The following is a 21,722-nucleotide window of genomic DNA, read 5'->3' on the forward strand; positions in this document are numbered from 1 at the left end:
AATGGAGCTGCGGCATCTCCGGTATTTCGTGGCCGTGGCCGAGGAGCTGCACTTTACCCGCGCGGCCGAACGGCTCGGCATGAAGCAGCCGCCGCTCAGCCTGCAGATCCGGCAACTGGAGACCGAGTTGGGCACACGGCTCTTCCGTCGTCTGACGCGGGGTATCGAGCTCACCGAAACCGGGATGCTGCTGCTGGATGACGCCCGCCGCATCCTCGATCAGGTCGAGCGGACAAAGGCCAGCGTGCTGAGCCGCGCGCGCGGCGAGAGCGGGGGCATTCACGTCGGCTTCGCCGGTGCGACATATTTCCAGCCGCTCGTTCCTGGCATCATCCGGGCCTACCGGGAACGCTATCCCGGTGTCCTTCTCTCGCCCCAACAGAGCAATACGCCACAACTGGTCTCGGAGCTCCGCACCGGCGAGATCGACACGGCGTTCATCCGGCCGCCGATCAGCGACAGCGAAGAACTTGCAATCCTTCCTCTAATCGAGGAGCCGATGCTAATCGTGCTGCCGGCCGTCCATTCTCTTGCGAACCGGGATGCGGTGCCCGTCGCCGCGCTTGCGCAGGAGACTCTGATTCTTTTCCCGCGGGCGATCGGTCCCGGTTTACACGACGCCATCATTGCGGCCTGCCAGCGGGCGGGGTTCAGTCCTAATCTGGGGCAGGAGGCGCCGCAGATCCCCTCCATCGTCTATATGGTCGCCGCCGGCTTCGGCGTGTCGATCGTGCCGCAGTCGACTGACCGGATCCGGGCGGAAGGCGTGCGGTACCTGCCAATAAAAGGCGACGGTCCCGTCGCGCCGATCAGCCTGGCCTACCGCCGAGATGATCACTCGCCCGCCGTCCGCAACTTCGTCGAGTTGGCGCGCCAGTCGGGGCGCGCGGCGCATAGGAGACGGACAACCCGCTGAAGGCCGCCGCGGTCATACTTTCCGCGTATCGATTTCGCGGAAGCCGGATATTGGACGTATCGACCCGGTTTCCCCATCCTTGCATGCATCGCCACGTCGGCGAACGAACGGAGGTGTGACATGACAACTTTCTCGATACCCGGCCTGGACGATCCGGCAGCGACAGATCTCACCGGCTTCGACCTGATCAATCAGCCGCTGTTCAACAAGGGTACGGCCTTCACTGAGGAAGAGCGCGATGCGTTTCGGCTGCATGGCCTGCTTCCGCCCCATCTCGGCACGCTCGAAGAGCAGGTGAGCCGACGCCTCAAGGCGGTGCGCAGCTTCGAGACCGATTTCGAGCGATATCCCCTTCCTGCGCGATCTGCAGGATTTGAACGAAACCCTGTTTTAGGTCCTACTCGTGTAGCATATCGAAGAGCTCCTGCCTCTAGTCTATACGCCGACCGTTGGCGAAGGCTGCCAGCGCTTCAGCGAGATTTGGCGCAAACCCCGCGGCCTGTTTCTCAGCTATCCGAACCGGCACCGTATTCGGGAGATTCTCGCCGACCCGCGTTTCGACCGGGTTCGCGTGATCGTCTTTAGCGACGGCGAGCGCATTCTCGGCCTTGGCGACCAGGACGCCGGTGATGCGCGAGACCCCGATAGAACTCCTGCTCCATCACGCAACCCCACGACATCACTGCCCGGAGTTGAATAGCTCGAATTCGGAGAGTCAAGTAGCGCGAGCGCCATGACGTTGCCCCGGACAACTTTCCGGCATGCGCTTGTGTCGGCGCGTCCGGCGGGCCTAAGCTGCCGGCGGCAGGAAAATTCGACATGGCGGTGCTGTATCCGATCCGGACAGCGTGCCCGGTCTGCGGAAGGCCCATGAAGCTCGTCAAGGACGACGCCGGTGCGGGGAGGGAGCGCTACGTCTGCACCCTTTGCGATGACGACCCGCTGCACGACCCCGCAGCCCGCAAGTGGGTGGACAGTCCGCTGAAGCCGCCGGCGAAGTAGTGCGCGCTGCGGTGCCGCGCCTCGCGGATGCCTCCTCGGGCGTGAGCTCGTAGTGGCTTCGACCGCGTTGTCCCTTAAGTGAACATCCGCAATGTCGCGGCGGCGCCTCCTGCGTCATATTCTGCGCATGAAGCGCCCGATCCAGTTCAAGTGCCGCAGACGGGAATGAACGTGCAGCACGAGCTAGACAATACGCCGGCCATCGGCGCCGCGGACACGCACGTGTCGGTGTGGTGTCCAGCCTGCGGTTCGTTGCATCTGGCTAACACGACGACGCTGCTCGGCGACCCGAGCGCGCGGCAGGCGCATGCGAAAAGCGGCGCCTGACCGGCGGCTCTTTCGATGGCAAGGGGCTGCCCAAGTGCGGCGGGCCGATGAAGTTGCGGCCCAGCGTACGCAGGAATGCACTCTATGCCGCGCGCTCGCCGGAACGCTTTGACTCGCGTCAAACAAATACGTCACTGAGTGAGCTTGACCGATGCCTTGTCGAAGATGTGCAGGTTGCCGGCAGCCACCACGGCATGGGCGCCGAAGCGACTGATGCGGCCCAATCCGAGAACCAGACCCGGCCGTTCGCTTTGAGCCATGTCACTCGGAGGCCGTGCTGTAGCGGATGAGGTTCGGCACCTGCGAAGGGGACAAGTTCTACGCAATTGCAGCGGCGCCGTTAATGCCGAAGACCACCAAGCGCCTTTACGCGTCTTTCGCCTCTCGGCCCTAGCCTGTGGAACGGCTGGGGCAATCTCAATGAGCTTATTTGCGCGACTCCGTACCGCTTTCAGCGTGGGCGACCTGACCGATCCGCTCGGTCGTTCGCTGCTCATGGAACAATTTCGTGTGCTCCGGAAGCAAGTGCCGGTTCTCTACACCGTGCTGCTCGTCGACAGTATCAGCGTAGGGCTGGTCCTCCCGTCTACGGTGTCGCCATGGCTGAGATTCGCGTTGCCGGCCGCTCTCCTTGCGATCTGTCTCCTTCGGCTGGTCCAGTGGATCCGCCTGAAGGGGATCGATTTCACACCGGAGGAGGCGTACCGCGGGCTCGTCAGAACCCGGCTGGTAGCGGTGGTGCTCAACGCGGGCTTCGTGTTCTGGATCCTGGCGCTGTTCAGGGCTGTAGAGCCGAGCCTGCGCGCCTGTCGCGTTGCTCGTGTTCATGGGATGTATCGGCACGGCGTACTGCCTCGCCAGCTTCCCGCCGGCGTCCCGGCTGACGATGATCATCGCCGGTGCACCGATCGCGACGGTGCGAGAGCCAATATTGCAGACGATGACGTAATTGCGGCCGGGGCTCGGGCAACAAAATGATCACGGTATGGTCGAGCTCCCGCAAATAACCGATTCGGAGCAACTGCCATGAAGCAATACGTTGGGTTGGACGTCTCGCAAAGAGAAACCGCAGTGTGTGTGGTCGGCGAGACGGGACAAGTGATCTTCGAAGGAAAGGTAAAATCTGATCCGGGCGCTTTGACCAATTTGCTTCGCAAACATGCGCCTCATGCCGAGCGCATCAGCTTTGAGACGGGTGCGATGGCAAGTTCGCTATGGCATGAACTCCGCAGGGTTGATCTGCCGGTTGTCTGGATCGACGCTCGGCATGCGCATGCAGCTTTGTCGGTCCGCATGAACAAGAGCGATCAGAACGACGCGCGAGGCCTCGCCGAACTCGTGCGGGTCGGTTGGTATCGAGAGGTAAGGGTCAAGAGCGAAGAAAGTCAAAAGGTCCGCGCAATACTCGTTACGCGATCTCGTCTCGTGACCATTCGGCGGGATATTGAGAACCAGATCCGCAGTCTGATCAAAGAATACGGATTGCTGTTCCCACGCGCCATCGGCCTGCAGTTCCGTAACCAGGTCCGCGAAACCTTGGGTGACGATCATCCACTGCTCGGCGTGATATCGCCGCTCCTGTTGATCCACGAGAACGTCTGCCAACAACAGAGCAAGCTCGATGACGAGGTCCGCCGACTGGCAAAACTGGACGAGACCGCGCGCCGCCTGATGACGGTTCCTGGTGTCGGCGTGGTGACGGCCTTAACGTTCCGATATACGATTGATGACCCATCGCGCTTCCGATCGGCATCAGCCGTCGGCGCCTATCTGGGCCTTACACCGCGGCGCAGTCAGTCCGGCGCAACAGACACCATTGGCAAGATCTCTCGATGGGGCGACCGGCTTCTCCGAACCTACTTGTTTGAAGCCGCTACCGTCCTGCTTTATCGAACGAAGAAATGGTCCTCCCTCAAGGCCTGGGGCATGAAGCTCGCAAAGCGGATCGGCATGAGGAAGGCAAAGGTCGCCATTGCGCGGAAGATCGCCTTAGTTCTTCACTGCATCTGGGTCGATGGCACATCGTTCGACTGGGGTCAGGCGAAGGAAGCCTGATCCTATTTATCAGCTCCTGGTCCGGTCCGCCGGACTAGCGATGTCCCGCTGGGACGGTGGTTGTGACGACCTCGTTCATTCGGCTGGTGGCGGCTCGACCGTACTCCGCTGCAGACGTTGAGGCGTCCGCCCCGGACATCATCATGAGGCGCTGCGCGACCTCGGAAAGGACCATGACCCCAGCGATGGCATCAGCCGGTCGGGGCGCGTGCGACGCTTGGCTGACAATCATATATCAACCGCGCTCGCGCCGTCTCCGCAACCCTGGCCAGCTCCGACGGCGCGAGCGCTACCGTCGTGCCGGAGGCAAAACCAGAAGGATCGCTTGACAATCAACCGCAATTAAAGGGCCGAATGACACCCTATGTTCTGGTCACGGTCGATCCTGAAGAAGGACCCCGCATGAACGCGCGCCTACGTTGCGACGGACAAGACCCTGCGATCGGCGCACTCGTTGTCTGTCGATTCGAGGTGCATGACGAAAACTGGACGATTTTCGTTCTGGCCTAGCGCCAACACCGGCTGTCGATACAACGTCCATTTGGGGATCCCTGCGATTCGATTCCGCATGGGATCGAAACTTGATTCCGAAATTCTCCTGCAGTCGGTTGTCGACGTGAGCAGAAACTCACGCAGCACAGCTCGGTCAGAATCATCAAGCCTGAACCGCTTGCCGCATCCTCGGTGGATTCAACATTGCTGCATCGAATTGCGACTTCGAATCATTTGGTAGTTGGAAGATGCTTGTCCCAGCAATCGACTTATTCGCCGAGTCCAGATTATCGATGCCAGTTGCCACCACCGAGACACGGACGAGACCTTCCAGGCGTTCATCGAAAGTGGCGCCGATGATGATGTTGGCGTCCGGGTCGGCCCCTTCGCGAATGCGGGTAGCAGCTTCATCGACCTCGAATAACGTCAGGTCCTTGCCGCCGGTGATTGAGATTATGAGGCCACTGGCGCGCTTGAGCGAGGGATCCTCGATCAATGGATTGGAGATCGCGGCTATAGCGGCTGTGAGCACGCGCTTCTCGCCAGAAGCCTCACCCCCGCCCATCATGGCTTTGCCCTTCTCGCGCATGACGGAGAGAACGTCGGCAAAATCGAGATTGATCAGACCTTCTTTGACTATAAGGTCGCTGATGCAGGCCACACCCGAATAGAGCACTTGATCGGCCATGGCGAAGGCATCGTTGAATGTGGTCTTCTCGTTGGCCACTCGGAACAGATTCTGGTTTGGGATGATCAGCAGGGTGTCAACCGCGTTCAGCAGTTCCGCAATGCCCGCTTCAGCAACGCGCATACGGCGCTGGCCCTCGAAGTGGAAGGGCTTGCTGACGACACCGATGGTGAGAATGCCAAGTTCACGCGCGATCCTGGCTATAACAGGCGCCGCCCCAGTTCCGGTACCGCCGCCCATGCCAGCGGTAACGAACACCATGTTTGCGCCGGTCAAATGATCCTGGATCGCATGAATTGCCTCTTCGGCCGCGGCGCACCCTACTTTGGAGTTGGAGCCGGCGCCAAGCCCCTCGGTCACCTTTGTGCCCAACTGGATGAGGCGCTTGGCCTTGGACATGGTGAGCGCTTGTGCGTCGGTATTGGCGACGACGAAGTCGACGCCTTCCAGCCCGGCCGCGATCATGTTGTTGACGGCATTGCCTCCGGCGCCACCGACCCCAAACACAATAATACGGGCTTTCATCTCGCGAATGTCGGTGATGTCGGTCAATTTTACCTCACGATTTCTCCGGCACGCTGGAATAGCGGACCCGGATTGCTACCGACGAGCCTTGCGGTCTGGCTCTACCAGGGTCGCAGCTAGATATCCTAGTCGACGTGCGGCCTGTCCGTGGCTGTCGATCGAGGCGCCAACTCGGTCACCGGTCCGTAGAGCCCACCTCGTCCTCAAGCCGCGCCGTCGCCTCTCTAGCGGCCATGGTCTCTGCGGTCGCCTGCACTTCAACCATCAGGCGCTCGGCACGCTCGCGTTCGCACTCGAAATCTGCGCGGTGACCGGCTGCCCTTGCTTCGAGCTGCACAATTTCCGCCTGCAACGCCTCAATCTTTTCCACTAATGGGACGATGTCGCCCGCCCGACGACCACCTCGTGGGCAGGGAGTATGCCTTATTTCAGCGAGATCAACGTACACTAGTGCTTTGCCATTATCCGAAAGTGCGCGCGGCAACCGGAGCCGCTTGGCAACCGATCGGGCGGCCTCCGGTGAGATTTTCAGCCGGGACCAAGTGCGACATATGTCAGCGCCTCAATGGGCATCGGCTGTTCTCCTAGAACGAACCGGGAGGCAATCGGCTGTTAACCGAAGTAACCGCAAGGTAGGCTGCGTTGGTTAATAAGTCGTTAACAGCTCCAGTGCCGATTGCCACTTGAGTACGCGCGGGCCCAGGGCGGCCGAGCAAGAGAGCTGAGTATAGAACAAGGCCGCGCCTCGTGGCCATGGGCGACCTTTACGACCACCGTGGCACGCTCAAGAGGACGACCTCGCGCTTTCGACGTAGTAGACGCCGGCGGTAGTATTCCAGGTCGGTTCACAGAAAGGAGCAGTCTGTCTCCAAGGATACCAGCTCGCAGCAACGCTTCGTGCTAACCTAAAGGCAGTAAGCGCCGAACATTGCCTTCATCAATGCTAACTCAATCAAGCATTGGTGCGCCGATCGGCGTGTGGATCCCCACGCCGATTGCCTTCTCGAAGAGCGATTGCTGGCGACGCGACAGCTTTCCGGAGGCGCACGGCGTCCGTCAATTGTGGTGTGCCGAGATGCGGGTGGACCGCGCTCGGCCAGCGTCTCACATCACGGCTTTCCTTGCACGGGCTGGTCGCGGAAATCGGGGAACAACGCGCCATCGAAGAATGGCTGTGATACGCGGGCGTAGGATGCTGCCAACCGGAATGCGCCGAGATCGTCGAACGTGTTGGCGACGATCTGGATACCAATCGGTAGGCCGGCGGGTCCCACATCGATCGGTGCCGACCCACTGGGTAGCGACTGAGGAGGTTCCACGGCCATGTCAGGGCGCAGCTCACTGGTCGGAACACGTCCGAAGGGCGGCTTGAAGCCGCACAGACCACATTGAGGGCCGCCGGTATAGCATCACGCCAGGTAACCATTCGTACATCGCATGGAAGAAGGGCGTGTACCAGCCGAGCGCATAGAGCAGGACGACGACGGTTGCGATCGAGAAGAAGCGGATGTCACGCGACCAGGCGAGGCGGCGCACGATGCCAAACGAGACGATAACGACGAGCAGCAGGGCGCCCGCATAGACCAGGCCCATGTTCTGCGCGAGCGAGAGATCGGCACCGCCAAGCGCCGTCTTCCAGGACGACGTCGCCGGGCCCCAGTACTCGATGACCGGATCCATTGCGCCGTTGAGATCGGCGAAGGCGAGGGTCAGGAGGTGCGCGGGATGTAGCGATCCCTGACCGGCGAGCATCCAGCCGATCTCGGGCCGGTTCGAGCGCTCGGCGAACAGAGCCGTCAGCGTGACCGGAACGGCGGCGATGAGGATGCCGACCAGGCAGCAGGCCGCAAGCGGCTTGAGGCTCGAGCGCATGCGCTTGCGCCAATCGTCACCCTCGATCCAGTGGTACGCGACAAATCCGGCGAGGACGTAGAGCGAGACCAGCGCAACCTGATCCCGTCCCGTGGCAAGCAGGCCGCCGAACATGCCGGCCACGACGCCGGCGCGCCACGACGAACGTTCGAGCGCGCGCGACAACATCCAGAGTATCAGCGGCAGATAGGCCAGGCTGATGATCTGGCCGGTATGCTGCAGTCGTGAATTCGCCGAGCCGCCGAAGGCGAAGGCGAGCGCGGCGACAAGCGCACCGGCCGCGTGCCAGCCGCGATCCCGGAAATATAGAATGATGCCGACGCCGCCGAGCAAGAGATAGAGGAAGGTCAGGCGTCGATCGCACGGAAGCTCGGTTTCGGATCGAAGTAGGCGAGCAGAAAATGCAGCGGCGAGAAGATCAGCGACTGCGGATCGGAGATGAGCGGCCAGCCCGCGAAGAAGTTGGGCGTCCAGAACGGCGATTGGCCGTTCGCCAGCGACGTGGCGAGAAATTGCAACGGCGCCAGGAATTGCGACTTGGCGTCCCAGGGAATCGTGACGTGCCCGGACAGCCATGGCCATGCCGGCAACAGGAACGCGAGCGCGAACAGCGCGACGGTAAGGCCTAGCGGGAATTTGCCCGTCGAAGCCACCGGGCTGGTCCCCAGCCCCAAACCGCGCGGCTCGGCACCGTCGATCCACGGCGTCGCCTGCGAAAAGAAGGACGGGGCGGCAGCGGGGTCGTCGATCCACGACAGCGACCGCGCTTCGCTCTCGGGTCCCTCGAGCGACCCGTCCCGAAGGTCGGTTCTCATCTATGGCCCTTTGTTTGATGGAGGCGAGGCCTGGCTTGGATCACATCTCCGGGGCCGTAACCGGCGAGTTCCCGTTTGCTATCCACGTGCCGACTTCGCCTGTTTGGTGCGGAGCTCGCGCTGTCACCATAACAGCGATTGCACGCCGCCCCCCAACGGAGAGTTTGTTCTGATACCGAGGACGTACCAGCAGGGCCATCGCGCCTCACAAAGGCTGGATATTACCGAATTTCCATGGCGCCGCGCAGTGATGGAACGTTAGTCCATTTCATTGAGCTTCTGGCGGACGGCGTCTATGCGGCCATGATGCCGTTGGCTTTGGCTCCCCTCTACGCCTTCGAGCTCGTCGCTCCTCCGATAGTCGTTCAGCGAGCGACATGAGTGTACTGCTGGCTAAGGGATAACGCCTCCGCGGCCGAAATGCCGGGCGCAGCCGGGACGCGGCGAGTCCTGGCGCGAACCGCAGACATACTTGCTGTCCGTGATCGGTTAATCCCACATGGTGATGTCGGACCGGGTGCGATCCGCGCCAGACCTGTCGAGACCGTCATTCTGTTCATCTACCGTAAACGTGGATGAGTCTTCGGCGGCGTTCTGCACGAACCAGGTCAAAACCAACCGTTTTGCACGAAGGCCCAGTCTGGCGGTTCGGCGAGATTGCCGCCGGCACTGATGCCGAACTCGAGATCGTTGCGCGGATTCTGGTTGAGGAGGCCGAGCGTTGCGCGCAGCGCGCGCTGACGGCCGATCTCATCGAGCCGCCACAGATCGGCGGGCACGTCGCTGCCATGGCGATCTTGACCGAACCCCTGTCGGGCGGCACGACGCCGGCGAGGCAACAGGGTAACGTTGACTTGCCCGAACCACTCTCGCCGAGAACGCCGACCACTTCGGCCTCCGCAAGGTCGAGGTCGATATCGGCGGAGGCCATCACCAGTCCCCGAAGGTCCTGCAAAGGCGGCTTAACCTTGAGCAGCACCGGCCGGCTCATAGGCGGATTCCCGCGGCACGGCGCGCAGGCTCACTCGCCTCGCGACGCTCCCGGCAATAGGCGGTGTCGGAGCACATGAAAACTCGCCGGTCCGGCGCGCTGCCGCCGATCTCGTCGAGGTAGCTCGAAGGTGAGTCGCACAGGGTGCAGCCGACGTTCCAGTGCTGCACCTCGAACACGGTGTGACCCGTTCGAGTTGCTGCGCGTCAGTGAGGTCATGGTGCGCGAAGTCGATACTTTTCTGACTGCGGCGAGTCGTTATTAGCGATCGATGGGCTCGGGGTCGCAAGCAGCACGATCAGCGCGGGTGTCGAGCTGAGTAGCTTCCTATCCAGGATTATCTCAGTATTGTCGCATCCAACGATCGAGACGATGACGATCGACCGGATCGAGCGATACAGCGCACCGCTCTATGCTCGCTCCGCTCATCATCGTGCCATCAATATGTGGTCGTTGCAAATCGCTGCCATTCGACACTCAAGAAGCCCTCAACGTCACAACGTAACTGCCGAAGGATCTCGTGGCCGCCTTTGGAGCCACGTCATCTTCTCATACGTGCTCCGCAACAAGAGGCGGGCCCCCTGCTTCACGAAGCGAGACTGAAAAAAGCGCGATGGGGTTTATGCGTCGGTCAATCTCTGCAATAAGGCACCGAGACTTGAAGGCAACAGCCGTCGAGTGGCTTGTAAAATGAAATGGAGACATTGGGTTGCGAACCGATTTTTCGCGTATCAATCAGTCTAAGGCCGTCTTCGATGATATTTGTGCTTTGGATGATCCAAGGGCATATTTCTCTGTCCTGGGAGAGTTGGATTATATGATCCCGGAGTCTACAGAGAAACCTTGCTCATGACAGCTTCGCCGATTTCGAATCCATCTGTTTCCGCGCCGTATATCGAGATCGATGCTGTGTCAAAATCCTACGATGGAGGGCGGAGTGTTGCCGTTTCCAACGTATCGCTCGACGTGCAGCAAGGTTCACTGGTCGCGCTCGTCGGTGGGTCGGGATCTGGCAAGACCACGCTATTGAAGACCATCAATCGTCTCGTCGATCCTGACGTTGGAGAAGTCAGGATCGACGGAGTGCCTGTGAGCGAAGCCGAACCGCCGATGCTGCGGCGTAGCATCGGCTATGTCTTTCAGGGGATCGGTTTGTTCCCACACATGCGGGTTGCCGACAACATCGGCGTGACGCTTAGGTTGCTTGGCTGGCAGGTGAACGAGATCAAAGCGCGGGTGGCCGAGATGCTGGATATGGTGGATCTGCCGCAGGATTACGCGAGCCGCTTTCCACACATGTTGTCCGGAGGTCAGCGGCAACGGGTTGGCGTCGCGCGTGCAATCGCCGCCCGACCGCGCATCGTTCTGATGGACGAGCCGCTGGGTGCGCTCGATCCTGTCACCCGCGACAGCCTGGGTTCCTCCTACCGCAAGCTGCACGACCGGTTCGGCATGACGACCTTGATGGTTACCCACGACATCCAGGAAGCTGCGCTAATGGCTGATCGGATCGTCGTCATGAAGAACGGCCACGTACTCGCCGACGATACGCCGCACACTCTGATAATGGGTTCTGACGATCCGGACGTTGCCGCCTTAATGGAGGTGCCGCGACGTCAGGCGGAGCGTATCGCCGCGCTTGCGACCAAGAACGGAGCTGCCCGTGCCTGATGCTGGCGCAGAGCTGCTTTCCAGTGCCCGATTAGACGCTTTGTACGACGCCTGGCGCCTGCTTCCTATCTATCTCACACCCCACATTGTGCTTTGCGCCACGGCGCTGGCGCATGGACTTCTCGTCAGCCTGCCGCTGGCTGCCCTCGCCGCGGATCGACCCTGGCTACGCAGACTGGTGCTTGCCATCGCGAGTTTGATCCAGACGATACCGGGGCTTGCCTTGCTCGCACTGTTCTATCCTTTGCTCCTTGCGCTCTCGACATTGACGGTGCGGCTCTTCGGCTTCGGCATCCCCGCGCTCGGATTCTTGCCGACGCTGATTGTATTGACGCTTTATGCCATGCTTCCGATCTTGCGCAATGGTGTGGTTGGCCTGAACAGCATCAGTCCTGCTATCGTCGAAGCAGCGGAAGGCGTTGGTATGACGCCGCAGCAGATTCTGACGCGCGTTAAGGCGCCGCTCGCCACGCCTGTCATCATGGCCGGGGTGCGGACTGCAACTGTATGGACGATTGGAGCAGCCACGCTTTCTACGCCCGTCGGCCAAACCAGCCTTGGCAATTACATCTTTACGGGATTGCAGACCGAGAACTGGGTTTCTGTGTTGTTCGGCTGCATTGCCGCCGCCGGGCTTGCTCTGGTCGCCGACCTTTTTCTCGGTCTCGTGGAGACAGGGCGTCTGAACGCAGCAGGAAGCGCGTAGTGCTCGGTATCGCCGGGCTTGTTCTGGGCATGCTCGCCGGTCTCGCGCCACTGCTCTCGAACGAAGCAGCAACTTATACCATCGGCGCGAAGAGCTTCTCCGAACAGTTCATCCTAGCGGACTTGATGGGTGACCGACTGAAGGCCGAGGGAGTCGGCGTAACGCGCAAGGACGGGCTCGGTTCGGCTATCGCCTTTCGCGCGCTGGCTCACAATGACATTGATGCTTACGTCGATTACTCCGGCACGCTCTGGCGCGTCATCGGCCGCACCGATACGCCATCGCGCGAGGAGATGCAGGCGGAGATCGTCCGCTGGATGAAAGCAGAGCAAGCCGTCACGGTACTCGGCGCGCTTTGGTTTTGAGAATGCCTACGTTCTCGCAATGAAACGAGAACGAGCGCGGGCACTAAACATCGCGTCGATCGCCGATCTCGCCCGTGTTGCACCTCAACTCACCATCGGCGATGATCTTGAATTTTTGGGACGACCGGAATGGAGCTCGCTTAGGAGCGCCTATGGTCTGTCGTTCAGAACGCGACGCTCGTTCAACCCAGCGATGATGTATCACGCCCTTGAAGCCGGCGAGGCCGATGTCATCTCCGCGTTCTCCAGCGACGGGCGTATTGCAGCGCTTGACCTTCTCGTGCTGGCTGCCCCCAAGCATGCGATACCTTCCTACGACGCGCTGATCCTCATAGCGCCAAAGCGCGCCGCCGATACACGGCTGAAGCGAGCACTTATTCCTCTTGTCGGCTCGGTTCCGGTTGAGGCCATGCGCGCCGCTAACCTCATGGTCGACAGCCATACGGACAAGGCTTCTCCGGAAGAGGCGGCGCGAGCCTTGGCAAAGGCCGTGCATTTGCAGTCGCGATAAACTAAGTATAAAAATAGGATCAAGGGCGTTTTCGTTCGACGTTCTGCGATGAGCCGTCGTTCGTCTTATGGAAGATGCATCTGAAGAAAGAATTGAGCCGACCACTTTGAGGGATGGTCCTGGCAAAGCCTTCCTCGTCACGCAGTCGGCTCGTCCTCCGCGAATTCTAGTTCAAACCTGACGTTCTCCAGTAACTCCGGTGCAATCCCATTCAACAGTTCGCCTAAATTGATTGAATAATACGATTTCTGCGAAAAGAAGCTCGCGATATCGGGATGCGGATTTCTTTGGTCCCCTGCCGGGTCGCTGAAATCGTCGTTGTGAGTGACGAACGCAAATTGTACCTCGTCGCTCTTCTCTTTTTCGAGTTGGTCCGCATAAAATTCAATCATGATGGCGTCGTTGATCCCGTTTCGTTGCCGATGAAACGGCGCCCTCTTTTCAATGGCGCGCTCGTCGTAACTCCACCGGCGCCGACGTTCGGCGCCCAACACCTGCACCTGCATTCGCTATGTGACCTTAAAGCTAGACTTAAGGTCACATCCTCAGAGAGACGACCGAACTACACAAGGCGGCCGCCGCCGGAGGGATACGCCTTTTCCGCGCCTTGTAGGACCGATCTGCGCGCCTCCGCCCTTGGCCATCGCGAAGGTTGCCTCGATGAAACACTCTTCTTCGTCGAGCGCGCCGTTCTCGCGAAGTTCGTTGGCGATGTCAGGTCAGAACACGCCGCAATACTTCATTGTGGCACCAGTTCTGAAAGCGCCGATGCACGGTTTTATAGTTCGGATAGCTTTGCGGCAGCATGTGCCACTGAGCACCCGTGTTCAAAATAGTCTAATGCGACGTTAAGCGGCTTCCACGAGGGCGGCCTTTTTGCAAAGGCGGACTAGCCACCGGCAAAAAGCACGGGCGACTTCGGAATTGGCACTGCGGTCGACCGCATAGGCCCGATATTGCATGCCGCTGCCAGTACGTGATCCTGGTATCACCTGCAGAACACCCACGCGCACCAGATCGCTGACGACAATTTCGGGCGCCACCAGAAGGCATTTTCCCGTCATGACCGCCGGTAGAGCAAGGTAGTTGTGATCGTATCGCGCGCCCGTCTTTATGTCTGCAAAGCTCAGGTTCATCGCCCGCAGCCATGTCGGCAGTATGTCGGGCCGGGATGTGATGTTCAGAATCGGCATCGAACGAACGACTGAGAGGTTCTTGCCATTCACATGATTTGGCGAGCCCACACAAACGAGTTGTTCGTTGTAGACCTCCCAATCATCGGCCGGTTCGACCATGGAAAGATCGCGTGTGATCAAGACGTCGTAGTCGTCTGAAGACGTCGGCTGAGACAGTGAACTAATCACATCCACGATTACGCTGCCCATTTCAGCGGAAAATGCCTGGAGATTCGGAATCAGAAGGGAGTAAGCGAAGGTCGAAAGCGACGTGCGGACCACAATCCGATTGGCGTCCGAACTATTCCGCCGGCGCATTCTTTTGGCGGTGAAGCACACTGTATCTAGCGGTTCGGCGACTGTGTTCGCAAATAGCCTTCCGAATTCCGTCAATTCGCTCCGCCTACCGCGCCGTTCGATCAGGTCCGTACCCAGATAATCTTGCAGCACAGCCAGATAGCGGCTGACGGAGCTCTGCGTCGCTCCCAACGCACTGGCCGCGCGCGTGACACTTCCTTCTCGCGCGATCGCCACGAACACGCGGATCGCGTTGAGAGGCACTTCATCGTCGTCGCTAGCCATCTTCTATTCCGGCAAGTTCTGGGGATGTCCGCCAATGTCACGGCGAGCATCGCAGACTAGAGGATATTCCATCACATTATTTGATGTTTGGAGCTTAGTTGATGTTTATAGCCGGATTGCTGCTTATCGACGATATCTCGCGCACAAAACCGGCGGCTTAAGTCGGTACGTTCCGTACAGTCAGGCTCAACACTTCAATTAATCGCTGGCCCCAAAGCCGCATCTTAAGCACGCCGAGAGAATGGTTCGGTGCGATCGTCTCTTCTTGCAATCGACACCACCCGGCTTTCTGGAGGAGAATGCCGTTTACTCAAATTTTCTCAACAGCGTCACGATAGCGCCCGATCGGAGCTCGGGCGCTATCTACCGTGTTAGAATCTTGGCGGTTGCGGCGGGAGCGGAAATGCTGCCTTCAGCGAAGGAACCGAGCTTCAGCGGCCTTAACCTCGTCCATCCTCTGAAGTCTGAAAATCTCCTCCACCGTCAGAATGTCCTTGTGAACGTTCTGGACGCCACCGTCGGCAATGATCTGGCGGAAGGTCTCCTGCATGGCAGTTGCAGCAGCGCGGATGCCATAGTTGCCGTAGATCATCATGCGGATATTGCGGAGCGCCTTGACCTGCTCGGCGTCAAGATCCGGGTAAGCGTTCGGCACGATCACCAGAGGTACGGACCCGGTCCAGGCGCGCGAAAAGCTTTCGATCTCGGAAGGGTCCTTCCTTTTTGAATGGATCAGGATCATGTCGGCGCCAGCCTCCACATAGGCTTTCGCGCGATCCAGGGCTTCCGCTTCGCCATGGCCTGCTATCAGCGCTTCGGTCCGAGCGATGACAAGAAAGTTCGCGTCCCGTCTTGTCGCCACAGCAGCCTCGATTTTTCCTCGAAACTCTTCAATGCGCAGAAGTTCCTGCCGTCCGTCGGCAATAAGGCTGGTCACCTTCGGAAATGACTTGTCCTCGATGACGACGGCGCTGGCGCCGGCCCGCTCGTATTCGCGGATGGTATGGATCACATTGATCGCGTTGCCATAGCCCGTATCGATATCGGCGACGATTGGAAGCGTCGTCCGTCCGGCGATCGCCCGCACCATGTCGAGATGCTGTGTCATCGAGATCAGACTCATGTCCGGCAAGCCGTACAACGCTGACACCTCGAAGCCGGAGGCCCACAGACCGTCGAATCCGGCTTCTTCTGCGAGGATCGCCGAAAGCGGACTATGGGCGGCCATGATGTGGACAAGGCCGGTCTCGGCCATGCGGGCGCGGAGGCGTTTGGCAGGGGACATCTGAGAGACCTTTCAGGACAGAGCCGCGCAGGCTGCGATGATGCGGTCGCAGGCGCGGGTGAGGTCCTCAAGCGAGGAGGCATAGGAAATGCGGATATAGGGCGAGGCCCTGAAGCCGCTGCCGGGCACCACGGCCACGGCGAAACCGTCGAGCAGATACATGGCGAAGTCGGCGTCGGTTTCGATCACGTTGCCGTTCTGCGTGCGCTTGCCGATAACACCCGCGCAGGAGGGGAAGACGTAGAAGGCGCCGTCCGGCACGCGGCACGAAAGCCCCTCGGCCTGGTTCAGCTTCGCAACGACAAGGTCGCGGCGCTGCAGAAAGGCGCTCGCGAATTCCTCGACATGCTCACGGCCGCCAGAGAGCGCTTCGATGGCGGCATATTGCGAAATCGAGCTGGTGTGCGAAGAGGTCTGGCCTTGGATGAGGTTCATGGCCTTGATCAGCGCCAGAGGCCCCGCGCCATAACCGACACGCCAGCCGGTCATTGCGTCGGCCTTGGATACCCCGTTGACCGTCAGCGTGCGCTCATAGAGGTCCGGCGCGACCGCGGCCATGGTGGCGAAGTCGACGTTGTAGGTGAGCTTCTCATAGATGTCGTCGGACAGCACGTGGACTTGGGCATGGCCGCGCAGCACCGCGGCGAGCGCGAGCAACTCGCTTCGGCTGTAGACCGCACCGGTCGGATTGCACGGCGAGTTCAGCATCAGCCACTTGGTGCGCGGGGTGATCGCCGCCTCCAACGCCTCGGGTCGCAGCTTGAACCTGTGGAATTCATCGCAGGCGACGAGAACCGGCTTGCCGCCGGCGAGCGCCACCATATCGGGATAGGAGACCCAGCACGGTGTCGGGATCACCACCTCATCGCCCGGATCGAGGCTGGCGAAGAGCGCGTTGAAGACGACCTGCTTGGCGCCACAGCCCACCGTAATCTGATCGATACCGTAATCGAGCCCGTGATCGCGGTCGAAGCTCTGGCGGATCGCCTCGCGCAGCGGCTTGATTCCGGCGACCGCGGTGTATTTCGTCCGCCCGTAAAGGATCGCCCGGATGCCGGCTTCGCAGATCGCGGACGGCGTGTTGAAATCCGGTTCGCCCTGACTGAGCGTGATCACGTCGGCGCCCTGATCACGCAGCTCGGCGGCGCGCGCCGTCATGGCCTTGGTTTCAGAGGGGCGGACGACGTTGAGCCGATGTGCAACCAGAGGCAAGATAGAATACCTGCTGAACCTAGAAGAAGGATTTTGAAGGACTTCTACCCGCTCTCAAACGATCTAACCAATCTAGTCATCGTATTTTTGAACGAAATGATCGAAAGTTGCGATACTTGAATTGGATCCGGACACGGCTGCAGACGCTCGCCATCCACCAACAGAGAGTACGGGCGAGATAAGTGTTGCCGCTGCGATCGATCGCAAAGGCGCGATACTGCATGCCGCCGCTGGAACTCCGATGTCTGGCAGCATGGCGAGGCGGCCGCGGGGAGGAGGATGGAGACGAAGAGTTTGCAGGAGACTAGCAAGCATTTGCGGGTCGTGACCACCGGAAGCGCGAGCTACTCGTGGTTGTAGCGCGCGCGGGCAGAATATTGCCGCTTTTCATGTTCATGTGAGCGCAGACACCTGAGGAGCGCGTCCGGCCAGGACGCAACAGTCAGAAGCGGGATAGAGCGGAGCCCCGGCAAGCCCGCTTCCTACGTCGTGTCCCGGCGCGCCCACGCAGACCGGTTGTTCACCATAGATGTCAAAGGGTCCGAAGAACCGATAGAACAATCTCACGCGCGATTAACACGTCAAAACTGTCCGTAGTTCAGGCATGGAAAGCGAGCTGATGACGCTGATCACGGCAGGAAGGTAAGTCCGCTTCTTACGGATGACATAAACGCTACTTCCACATCACCATGAAAGCGTTTGCGGAGCACGACAAGGGAGGCTCGCTGTCTAATCGCATTTGAGGATAAATATCGAACATTCAACATGATAGAGTCAAAGGATGTTTGCCGCGCGGGCACGCGCGAGGCGTTCCATTCTTGATGTAGGCGATCGCCTCGTAATGAAGGCGTTCTGTACGTTACGTACGGATACATTCCTTCTGCAGGCTGGGGGGCGCTGATTCTGTTAGACGATACGTCGTCCTGGAGCTGGTCGATGACACCAACAAACGTTTCTCTCGCGCTCGCGAGCAGGCGATGAACCGATATCGTATCGGGCGCTAAGATTTCGCGTCTTGAGCAGGTACTGGCCACTACGTGGCACCCAACGACCTGCAGAGCCGTTCGACCAGTCCATCGCCAAATCAGAACGCTCCATCACATTAATTGAGGTCTGTCACAGGCCTATTGCTTCGCAACGATACTCGGGCGGCACATAACGAGTTTCGGCCTAAGGATAGGGGCATGGCATTTCCAACTAGGTGCGTTGGCGGACGGCAGGGTCTTCTTCTGCGCGGCGTCGCAGACGTGTCTGTAGGTCGGGAGGTCGCGCGAGGCCGGACACGTTGTTCGCTAAATGCGCTGTGAGGTCATTGGGAAGCACGGGCTTTTGTGTTCAAGAGGGTAGAAATCGGAATGAGCCCGCTCGAAAGCATTTTTCAGGAATTCATCGATGCGATCCAAACCGCAAGCAATGTGGCTGAATTCGAGCGTGTCGGAACGCGGCTCACACAGAGGCTCGGCTTCCAGCGATTTGCCTATCTGCGCCTGACCGACGACACGCCGAGGCTGATCTCGTCCTATCCCAAATCTTGGACCAGCCGGTACTTTCAGCTTGGATACCAAGAGTTCGATCCCGTGGTGCGCCGGGCGCGTGTCGAGCACGCATTGTTCGGTTGGGGAGGTGTGGGCTCAGCCCCGGTCGGAAACCGCGAGCAGCGCCGGTTCTTCGATGAAGCGGCGACCTTCGGCATTAGGTCCGGTATCACTGTGCCGATCAGGGGCGGATTTGGACGGATGGCCGCGTTTACGCTGGCGACGGACGAGCGCGACGTTCACCCCGAGCGGCCCGTGGCCGACGGGAAGGACCTCGTACAACTCGCCGGGTTGTATTTCCATAGTCGTGTCGCCAGCAGACCTGAGGTACCCTCTACCGATAAAATTGCCGGAACTGAACTCACTCAGCGCGAACGCCAATGTCTTGCGTGGGTCGCCAGGGGAAAAACTGTCGCGGATATCGCGGTGCTGGTCCAGATTGCGCCGCGCACCGTCGTCTTTCATCTCGAGAACGCTCGCCGCAAGCTCGGTGCAGCATCTATCGCCCAGTGCGTCGCTGAGGCCTTGCGACGCGGTTTGTTGTCCTAATCATCCACACCTCCCATTTCGCGCGAGATGGGAAGAGACCTGGCGCTTGTCACGCCGGTCATTAATGTGTTCTGTCCAAAAAGATCTAGCGTAATCAAGTTGAACCACACTCACCTGTAAAATCTAACAGGCGATTCGAAAGTCCCTTTCTGGTCTTGAGGCCTCCTGATAATTTCAGGAGGTCGGCATGCATGCCCTCGCACTTCAACCCCTCAATTTGGTCGTTATCTGGAGTTGCTCGCGGCGATGTACCGGCTGCGGCGCCGTGACTTCAATGACAGGCTCGACTGGTCCGTATCCGTCTCAGGTGAATTCGAGCTCGATGTGTATGACACGCTCGGCCAACTCATCTCATTCTGATGTCAGACGGCGGAGAGCCGGTTGGTTCGGTTCGTCTGCTTCCAACGACCGGACCGACCATGTTGGCCGACACCGTTCCCGTTCTGCTCGGCGGGACCCCCGCGCCGCACGACGAAAGAGTTCTCGAAAGCTCGCGCTTTTGCGTCGACACGAGCCTTATCGCCGAACAGGCCGCCAATAGTCTGAACCGCGTCACGCTTATCCTCTTTGCCGCGATGATCGAGGCGGCACGCGGCGCGAGCGCAGACAGCATCGTGACAGTCACCGATACGCGGATGGAGCGTATTCTCCGCCGAGCAGGCTGGCCATTGAGACGGATCGCTGCTCCACAGCGGGTCGGATCGGACCATGGCCGTCGCCGGCTTTCTCGAGACGTCTGAACAAGCGCTTCACGGGATGTAAGAATCGGCCGACGTCAGCCGCCCTGCGCTCCGCTCACCCGATCTTGTCAACGCGCCCGCCTGACAACGCACGCCTCAGTAAGATCCAGCAACGGTCATTTGACACGCAAATGTTCGCAGACCCACGACATAGTCGGGTGGTATTGATCAATCTGTCGCGCGGCGAGACACCGGCTTCGGCCGATCTTGCCGCGCGCCACAGCAGCTTCTCATTACTGCAGACAGGCTTGGAAATGTTCGCCGTCGCCTCGATAGCCATCGGTGAATGCCAGCCGGTCGGGATTGAGGTTCGTCAGCAACTCGTGCACGCGATGATGCAGCTGGACGTCGACGCCATTTCCATTTGGCAGGATCGCCGGTTCACGGACAATCTGGCTTCAGCACACACCGGTGTCATTTTGTTCGGAGGAAGTTGGCTCGAAGAGGAGATCTTTATTGCCGCACTGCAGGCGGCCGAGCGCGGATATGACGTACGCTTGCTATCGGACCTCATTGCGGCGCGTGTTGACGGGGACAGATCACTCGTTTTGGATCGACTTGCGCTTCACGGCATCTTGCCGACTACGGTGCGACAGATGCTGCTGGAATGGGCGGTGTGTCTGGACGATGCGCTTTTGAAGCAAAAGGTTCAGCAGCTTTTGTCATGAGGTGGCCTCAACCTCGGACCGCCTTGCGGCGGTCGGGATCCGGGCTCTCGTGCAACCGAGCCCGCGCGCGGTGCCGGCCTTTCGGCTTCGATAGCTGATGCAGACACGGAGCCTGTCGGCCGCTAGGCGTCCTTCTGACACGTCCTTTGGATTGGGGAAGCGCCAGACCTTTGCTGAGCAGAAAGCAAGCTGGCGGGACTTCAAGCCTTTGACATCGCGGACGATAGCCGGGACAAACGCCAGACATTACGGTAGGTTGCCGACGTACCAGTTGATCACGCGAAACAGCGCGATGATCGCCTTCTGGTTCGTGGTTGATCGAATACAATTGCACAAATGCGTGGTCGCGTCATCCGAGCAGTTGGTGGGACTTCCATTCGCGCACACGCAGGCTGGGTAAAGCCATGTTTCAAATAACTGCTGTTCCACATCGCCCAGCGCGTTCGGCATCACATTCAGCGGCTGCTTATCCGCCCTTTGGGAATTGTGGCTGACCTGCCACTGCGTATTTCCTCCAGATGGAGTTAGAGTCCGGCCTGAAGAAGGACGGACAGATGAAGCGAGCAAGGTTCACGGAAGAGCAGATCATTGCGGTGCTGAAGGAGCACGAGGCTGGAGCGAAGACGGCCGATCTGGTGAAGTGGACCCCGGATTTTGGACCGGCGGCTTAGGTGGTGCGGATGCCGTTCCGTTTTGATAAACGGAGCGGACCATGAAGAAGACGAGACGGAAAATCGATGCGGCGCTGAAGGCAAAGATCGCCTTGGAGGCGCTGCGAGAACAATCAACGGTGACGGATCTGGCGCAGCGCTACCAGGTGCATGTGAACCAGATTTATGCGTGGAAGAAGCAGCTTCAGGAGTTCGGGCGTTCGACGCGGGCGTTGGTCGGGATGGCGAGGCGGCCCACGAACTGGAGGTCGAGAAGCTCCACGCCAAGATCAGACAATTGACGGTCGAGCGAGATTTCTTAGCCAGGAGGTCCGGAAGATGAGCGCGCCGGATCGCCGAGGATTGCTTCAGCGCGATCATGAGAGTCTA

General features: G+C 59.8%; 24 protein-coding genes and 5 pseudogenes. 14 read left to right on the top strand and 15 right to left on the bottom strand.

Translation table 11 applies throughout. The features are described 5' to 3' along the window. The first annotated feature begins 1 nt into the window (after nucleotide 1). The 4 genes from J6497_RS29640 (at nucleotide 2) to J6497_RS29650 (ending at nucleotide 2,245) form a co-directional block, all read left to right on the top strand. Complete coding sequence (locus J6497_RS29640) at nucleotides 2-916, top strand: LysR family transcriptional regulator (protein WP_225707783.1); 915 nt, start codon at nucleotides 2-4, stop codon at nucleotides 914-916. A 424-nt stretch (nucleotides 917-1,340) separates the two neighbouring features. Beyond that, nucleotides 1,341-1,616, top strand: a complete 276-nt coding sequence (locus J6497_RS29645; protein WP_225707808.1) for a hypothetical protein — start codon at nucleotides 1,341-1,343, stop codon at nucleotides 1,614-1,616. A 170-nt stretch (nucleotides 1,617-1,786) separates the two neighbouring features. Continuing rightward, nucleotides 1,787-1,918, top strand: coding sequence for a hypothetical protein (locus tag J6497_RS41320; RefSeq protein ID WP_283845280.1), 132 nt, complete (start codon nucleotides 1,787-1,789; stop codon nucleotides 1,916-1,918). 165 nt (nucleotides 1,919-2,083) lie between these two features. Next, on the top strand, nucleotides 2,084-2,245 hold the full coding sequence (locus J6497_RS29650; protein ID WP_225707784.1) for a hypothetical protein: 162 nt from the start codon (nucleotides 2,084-2,086) through the stop codon (nucleotides 2,243-2,245). A gap of 131 nt (nucleotides 2,246-2,376) precedes the next feature. Here the strand turns inward: J6497_RS29650 and J6497_RS41325 are convergent, their stop codons facing one another. Further along, nucleotides 2,377-2,505, bottom strand: coding sequence for a hypothetical protein (locus J6497_RS41325; protein ID WP_283845282.1), 129 nt, complete (start codon nucleotides 2,503-2,505; stop codon nucleotides 2,377-2,379). 160 nt (nucleotides 2,506-2,665) lie between these two features. Between J6497_RS41325 and J6497_RS29655 the strand changes: the two genes are divergently transcribed. Further along, complete coding sequence (locus J6497_RS29655) at nucleotides 2,666-3,223, top strand: hypothetical protein (RefSeq protein WP_225707785.1); 558 nt, start codon at nucleotides 2,666-2,668, stop codon at nucleotides 3,221-3,223. Between the two features lie 48 nt (nucleotides 3,224-3,271). After that, entirely contained in the window at nucleotides 3,272-4,300 is a 1,029-nt protein-coding gene (locus tag J6497_RS29660; RefSeq protein ID WP_225707786.1) for an IS110 family RNA-guided transposase, read from the top strand. A 655-nt stretch (nucleotides 4,301-4,955) separates the two neighbouring features. Here the strand turns inward: J6497_RS29660 and ftsZ are convergent. From ftsZ to J6497_RS42140, 8 genes and pseudogenes are all read right to left on the bottom strand, one after another. Further along, complete coding sequence (ftsZ, locus tag J6497_RS29665; protein WP_225707787.1) at nucleotides 4,956-6,032, bottom strand: cell division protein FtsZ; 1,077 nt, start codon at nucleotides 6,030-6,032, stop codon at nucleotides 4,956-4,958. A gap of 148 nt (nucleotides 6,033-6,180) precedes the next feature. After that, complete coding sequence (locus J6497_RS29670) at nucleotides 6,181-6,357, bottom strand: hypothetical protein (RefSeq protein WP_225707788.1); 177 nt, start codon at nucleotides 6,355-6,357, stop codon at nucleotides 6,181-6,183. Between the two features lie 757 nt (nucleotides 6,358-7,114). Beyond that, entirely contained in the window at nucleotides 7,115-7,330 is a 216-nt protein-coding gene (locus J6497_RS29675; protein ID WP_225707789.1) for a hypothetical protein, read from the bottom strand. Nucleotides 7,331-7,343: 13 nt separating this feature from the next. Further along, nucleotides 7,344-8,210 (bottom strand): glycosyltransferase family 39 protein, encoded by an 867-nt coding sequence (locus J6497_RS29680; protein WP_225707790.1) that lies wholly within the window; start codon nucleotides 8,208-8,210, stop codon nucleotides 7,344-7,346. 14 nt (nucleotides 8,211-8,224) lie between these two features. Further along, nucleotides 8,225-8,692 carry a hypothetical protein gene (locus tag J6497_RS29685; RefSeq protein ID WP_225707791.1) on the bottom strand — a complete coding sequence of 156 codons (468 nt, stop codon included), beginning with the start codon at nucleotides 8,690-8,692 and terminating at the stop codon, nucleotides 8,225-8,227. 608 nt (nucleotides 8,693-9,300) lie between these two features. After that, nucleotides 9,301-9,471, bottom strand: a complete 171-nt coding sequence (locus tag J6497_RS29690; RefSeq protein WP_225707810.1) for a hypothetical protein — start codon at nucleotides 9,469-9,471, stop codon at nucleotides 9,301-9,303. A gap of 14 nt (nucleotides 9,472-9,485) precedes the next feature. After that, nucleotides 9,486-9,683, bottom strand: a pseudogene (locus J6497_RS42135) (ATP-binding cassette domain-containing protein); the annotation flags it as partial. After that, entirely contained in the window at nucleotides 9,680-9,862 is a 183-nt protein-coding gene (locus J6497_RS42140; RefSeq protein WP_225707792.1) for an alpha-D-ribose 1-methylphosphonate 5-phosphate C-P-lyase PhnJ, read from the bottom strand. The gene J6497_RS42140 and the pseudogene J6497_RS42135, both read right to left, overlap by 4 nt. 530 nt (nucleotides 9,863-10,392) lie before the next feature. Between J6497_RS42140 and J6497_RS29705 the strand changes: the two are divergent. The 3 genes and pseudogenes from J6497_RS29705 to J6497_RS29715 form a co-directional block, all read left to right on the top strand. After that, nucleotides 10,393-10,521, top strand: a pseudogene (locus J6497_RS29705) (class I SAM-dependent methyltransferase); the annotation flags it as partial. Nucleotides 10,522-10,532: 11 nt separating this feature from the next. After that, the gene (locus J6497_RS29710) at nucleotides 10,533-11,354 is read left to right on the top strand and encodes an ATP-binding cassette domain-containing protein (protein ID WP_225707793.1); all 822 of its coding nucleotides are present in this window, start codon (nucleotides 10,533-10,535) and stop codon (nucleotides 11,352-11,354) included. A 40-nt stretch (nucleotides 11,355-11,394) separates the two neighbouring features. After that, nucleotides 11,395-12,936, top strand: a pseudogene (locus J6497_RS29715) (ABC transporter permease/substrate-binding protein). A gap of 137 nt (nucleotides 12,937-13,073) precedes the next feature. Here J6497_RS29715 and J6497_RS29720 read toward each other — a convergent pair. The 5 genes from J6497_RS29720 to J6497_RS29740 form a co-directional block, all read right to left on the bottom strand. Continuing rightward, complete coding sequence (locus tag J6497_RS29720; protein ID WP_225707794.1) at nucleotides 13,074-13,442, bottom strand: PIN domain-containing protein; 369 nt, start codon at nucleotides 13,440-13,442, stop codon at nucleotides 13,074-13,076. Between the two features lie 208 nt (nucleotides 13,443-13,650). Next, nucleotides 13,651-13,743, bottom strand: coding sequence for a hypothetical protein (locus J6497_RS42145; protein ID WP_376708289.1), 93 nt, complete (start codon nucleotides 13,741-13,743; stop codon nucleotides 13,651-13,653). Between the two features lie 41 nt (nucleotides 13,744-13,784). Next, nucleotides 13,785-14,693 (bottom strand): LysR family transcriptional regulator, encoded by a 909-nt coding sequence (locus tag J6497_RS29730; protein WP_225707796.1) that lies wholly within the window; start codon nucleotides 14,691-14,693, stop codon nucleotides 13,785-13,787. 412 nt (nucleotides 14,694-15,105) lie between these two features. After that, nucleotides 15,106-15,978 (bottom strand): isocitrate lyase/phosphoenolpyruvate mutase family protein, encoded by an 873-nt coding sequence (locus tag J6497_RS29735; protein WP_312010385.1) that lies wholly within the window; start codon nucleotides 15,976-15,978, stop codon nucleotides 15,106-15,108. A 12-nt stretch (nucleotides 15,979-15,990) separates the two neighbouring features. Beyond that, a complete protein-coding gene (locus tag J6497_RS29740; RefSeq protein WP_225707797.1) occupies nucleotides 15,991-17,190 on the bottom strand; it encodes a pyridoxal phosphate-dependent aminotransferase in 1,200 nt (399 codons plus the stop codon). A gap of 1,355 nt (nucleotides 17,191-18,545) precedes the next feature. Here J6497_RS29740 and J6497_RS29745 point away from each other — a divergent pair. The 4 genes and pseudogenes from J6497_RS29745 (at nucleotide 18,546) to J6497_RS29755 (ending at nucleotide 20,682) form a co-directional block, all read left to right on the top strand. Further along, nucleotides 18,546-19,274 (top strand): autoinducer binding domain-containing protein, encoded by a 729-nt coding sequence (locus J6497_RS29745; protein ID WP_225707798.1) that lies wholly within the window; start codon nucleotides 18,546-18,548, stop codon nucleotides 19,272-19,274. A 246-nt stretch (nucleotides 19,275-19,520) separates the two neighbouring features. Continuing rightward, nucleotides 19,521-19,634: an acyl-homoserine-lactone synthase gene (locus J6497_RS41330; RefSeq protein WP_283845291.1), complete on the top strand. Its 114-nt coding sequence runs from the start codon at nucleotides 19,521-19,523 to the stop codon at nucleotides 19,632-19,634. Then, nucleotides 19,625-20,014 (top strand): annotated as a pseudogene (locus tag J6497_RS29750) (acyl-homoserine-lactone synthase); the annotation flags it as partial. The gene J6497_RS41330 and the pseudogene J6497_RS29750, both read left to right, overlap by 10 nt. Nucleotides 20,015-20,172: 158 nt before the next feature. After that, nucleotides 20,173-20,682 carry a cysteine hydrolase family protein gene (locus tag J6497_RS29755; protein WP_225707799.1) on the top strand — a complete coding sequence of 170 codons (510 nt, stop codon included), beginning with the start codon at nucleotides 20,173-20,175 and terminating at the stop codon, nucleotides 20,680-20,682. Between the two features lie 220 nt (nucleotides 20,683-20,902). Here the strand turns inward: J6497_RS29755 and J6497_RS42150 are convergent. Beyond that, a pseudogene (locus J6497_RS42150) lies at nucleotides 20,903-21,018 on the bottom strand (SOS response-associated peptidase); the annotation flags it as partial. Between the two features lie 376 nt (nucleotides 21,019-21,394). Here J6497_RS42150 and J6497_RS29760 point away from each other — a divergent pair. Further along, nucleotides 21,395-21,634, top strand: a complete 240-nt coding sequence (locus J6497_RS29760; RefSeq protein WP_225707800.1) for a transposase — start codon at nucleotides 21,395-21,397, stop codon at nucleotides 21,632-21,634. The last annotated feature ends 88 nt before the right edge of the window (nucleotides 21,635-21,722 follow it).

It is taken from the genome of Bradyrhizobium cenepequi (genome assembly GCF_020329485.1).
Lineage (GTDB): Bacteria > Pseudomonadota > Alphaproteobacteria > Rhizobiales > Xanthobacteraceae > Bradyrhizobium > Bradyrhizobium cenepequi.

What these genes read in the sequence shown, in the direction of transcription:
- J6497_RS29660 (WP_225707786.1), top strand. Translation starts at nt 3,272, where the DNA reads ATGAAGCAATACGTTGGGTTGGACGTCTCGCAAAGAGAAACCGCAGTG.
- J6497_RS29685 (WP_225707791.1), bottom strand. Translation starts at nt 8,692, where the DNA reads ATGAGAACCGACCTTCGGGACGGGTCGCTCGAGGGACCCGAGAGCGAA.
- J6497_RS29650 (WP_225707784.1), top strand. Translation starts at nt 2,084, where the DNA reads ATGAACGTGCAGCACGAGCTAGACAATACGCCGGCCATCGGCGCCGCG.
- J6497_RS29730 (WP_225707796.1), bottom strand. Translation starts at nt 14,693, where the DNA reads ATGGCTAGCGACGACGATGAAGTGCCTCTCAACGCGATCCGCGTGTTC.
- J6497_RS29735 (WP_312010385.1), bottom strand. Translation starts at nt 15,978, where the DNA reads ATGTCCCCTGCCAAACGCCTCCGCGCCCGCATGGCCGAGACCGGCCTT.
- J6497_RS29655 (WP_225707785.1), top strand. Translation starts at nt 2,666, where the DNA reads ATGAGCTTATTTGCGCGACTCCGTACCGCTTTCAGCGTGGGCGACCTG.
- J6497_RS41330 (WP_283845291.1), top strand. Translation starts at nt 19,521, where the DNA reads ATGTACCGGCTGCGGCGCCGTGACTTCAATGACAGGCTCGACTGGTCC.
- J6497_RS29675 (WP_225707789.1), bottom strand. Translation starts at nt 7,330, where the DNA reads ATGGCCGTGGAACCTCCTCAGTCGCTACCCAGTGGGTCGGCACCGATC.
- J6497_RS42145 (WP_376708289.1), bottom strand. Translation starts at nt 13,743, where the DNA reads ATGCTGCCGCAAAGCTATCCGAACTATAAAACCGTGCATCGGCGCTTT.
- J6497_RS41325 (WP_283845282.1), bottom strand. Translation starts at nt 2,505, where the DNA reads ATGGCTCAAAGCGAACGGCCGGGTCTGGTTCTCGGATTGGGCCGCATC.
- J6497_RS41320 (WP_283845280.1), top strand. Translation starts at nt 1,787, where the DNA reads ATGAAGCTCGTCAAGGACGACGCCGGTGCGGGGAGGGAGCGCTACGTC.
- J6497_RS29640 (WP_225707783.1), top strand. Translation starts at nt 2, where the DNA reads ATGGAGCTGCGGCATCTCCGGTATTTCGTGGCCGTGGCCGAGGAGCTG.
- J6497_RS29760 (WP_225707800.1), top strand. Translation starts at nt 21,395, where the DNA reads ATGAAGAAGACGAGACGGAAAATCGATGCGGCGCTGAAGGCAAAGATC.
- J6497_RS29745 (WP_225707798.1), top strand. Translation starts at nt 18,546, where the DNA reads ATGAGCCCGCTCGAAAGCATTTTTCAGGAATTCATCGATGCGATCCAA.
- J6497_RS29710 (WP_225707793.1), top strand. Translation starts at nt 10,533, where the DNA reads ATGACAGCTTCGCCGATTTCGAATCCATCTGTTTCCGCGCCGTATATC.
- J6497_RS29720 (WP_225707794.1), bottom strand. Translation starts at nt 13,442, where the DNA reads ATGCAGGTGCAGGTGTTGGGCGCCGAACGTCGGCGCCGGTGGAGTTAC.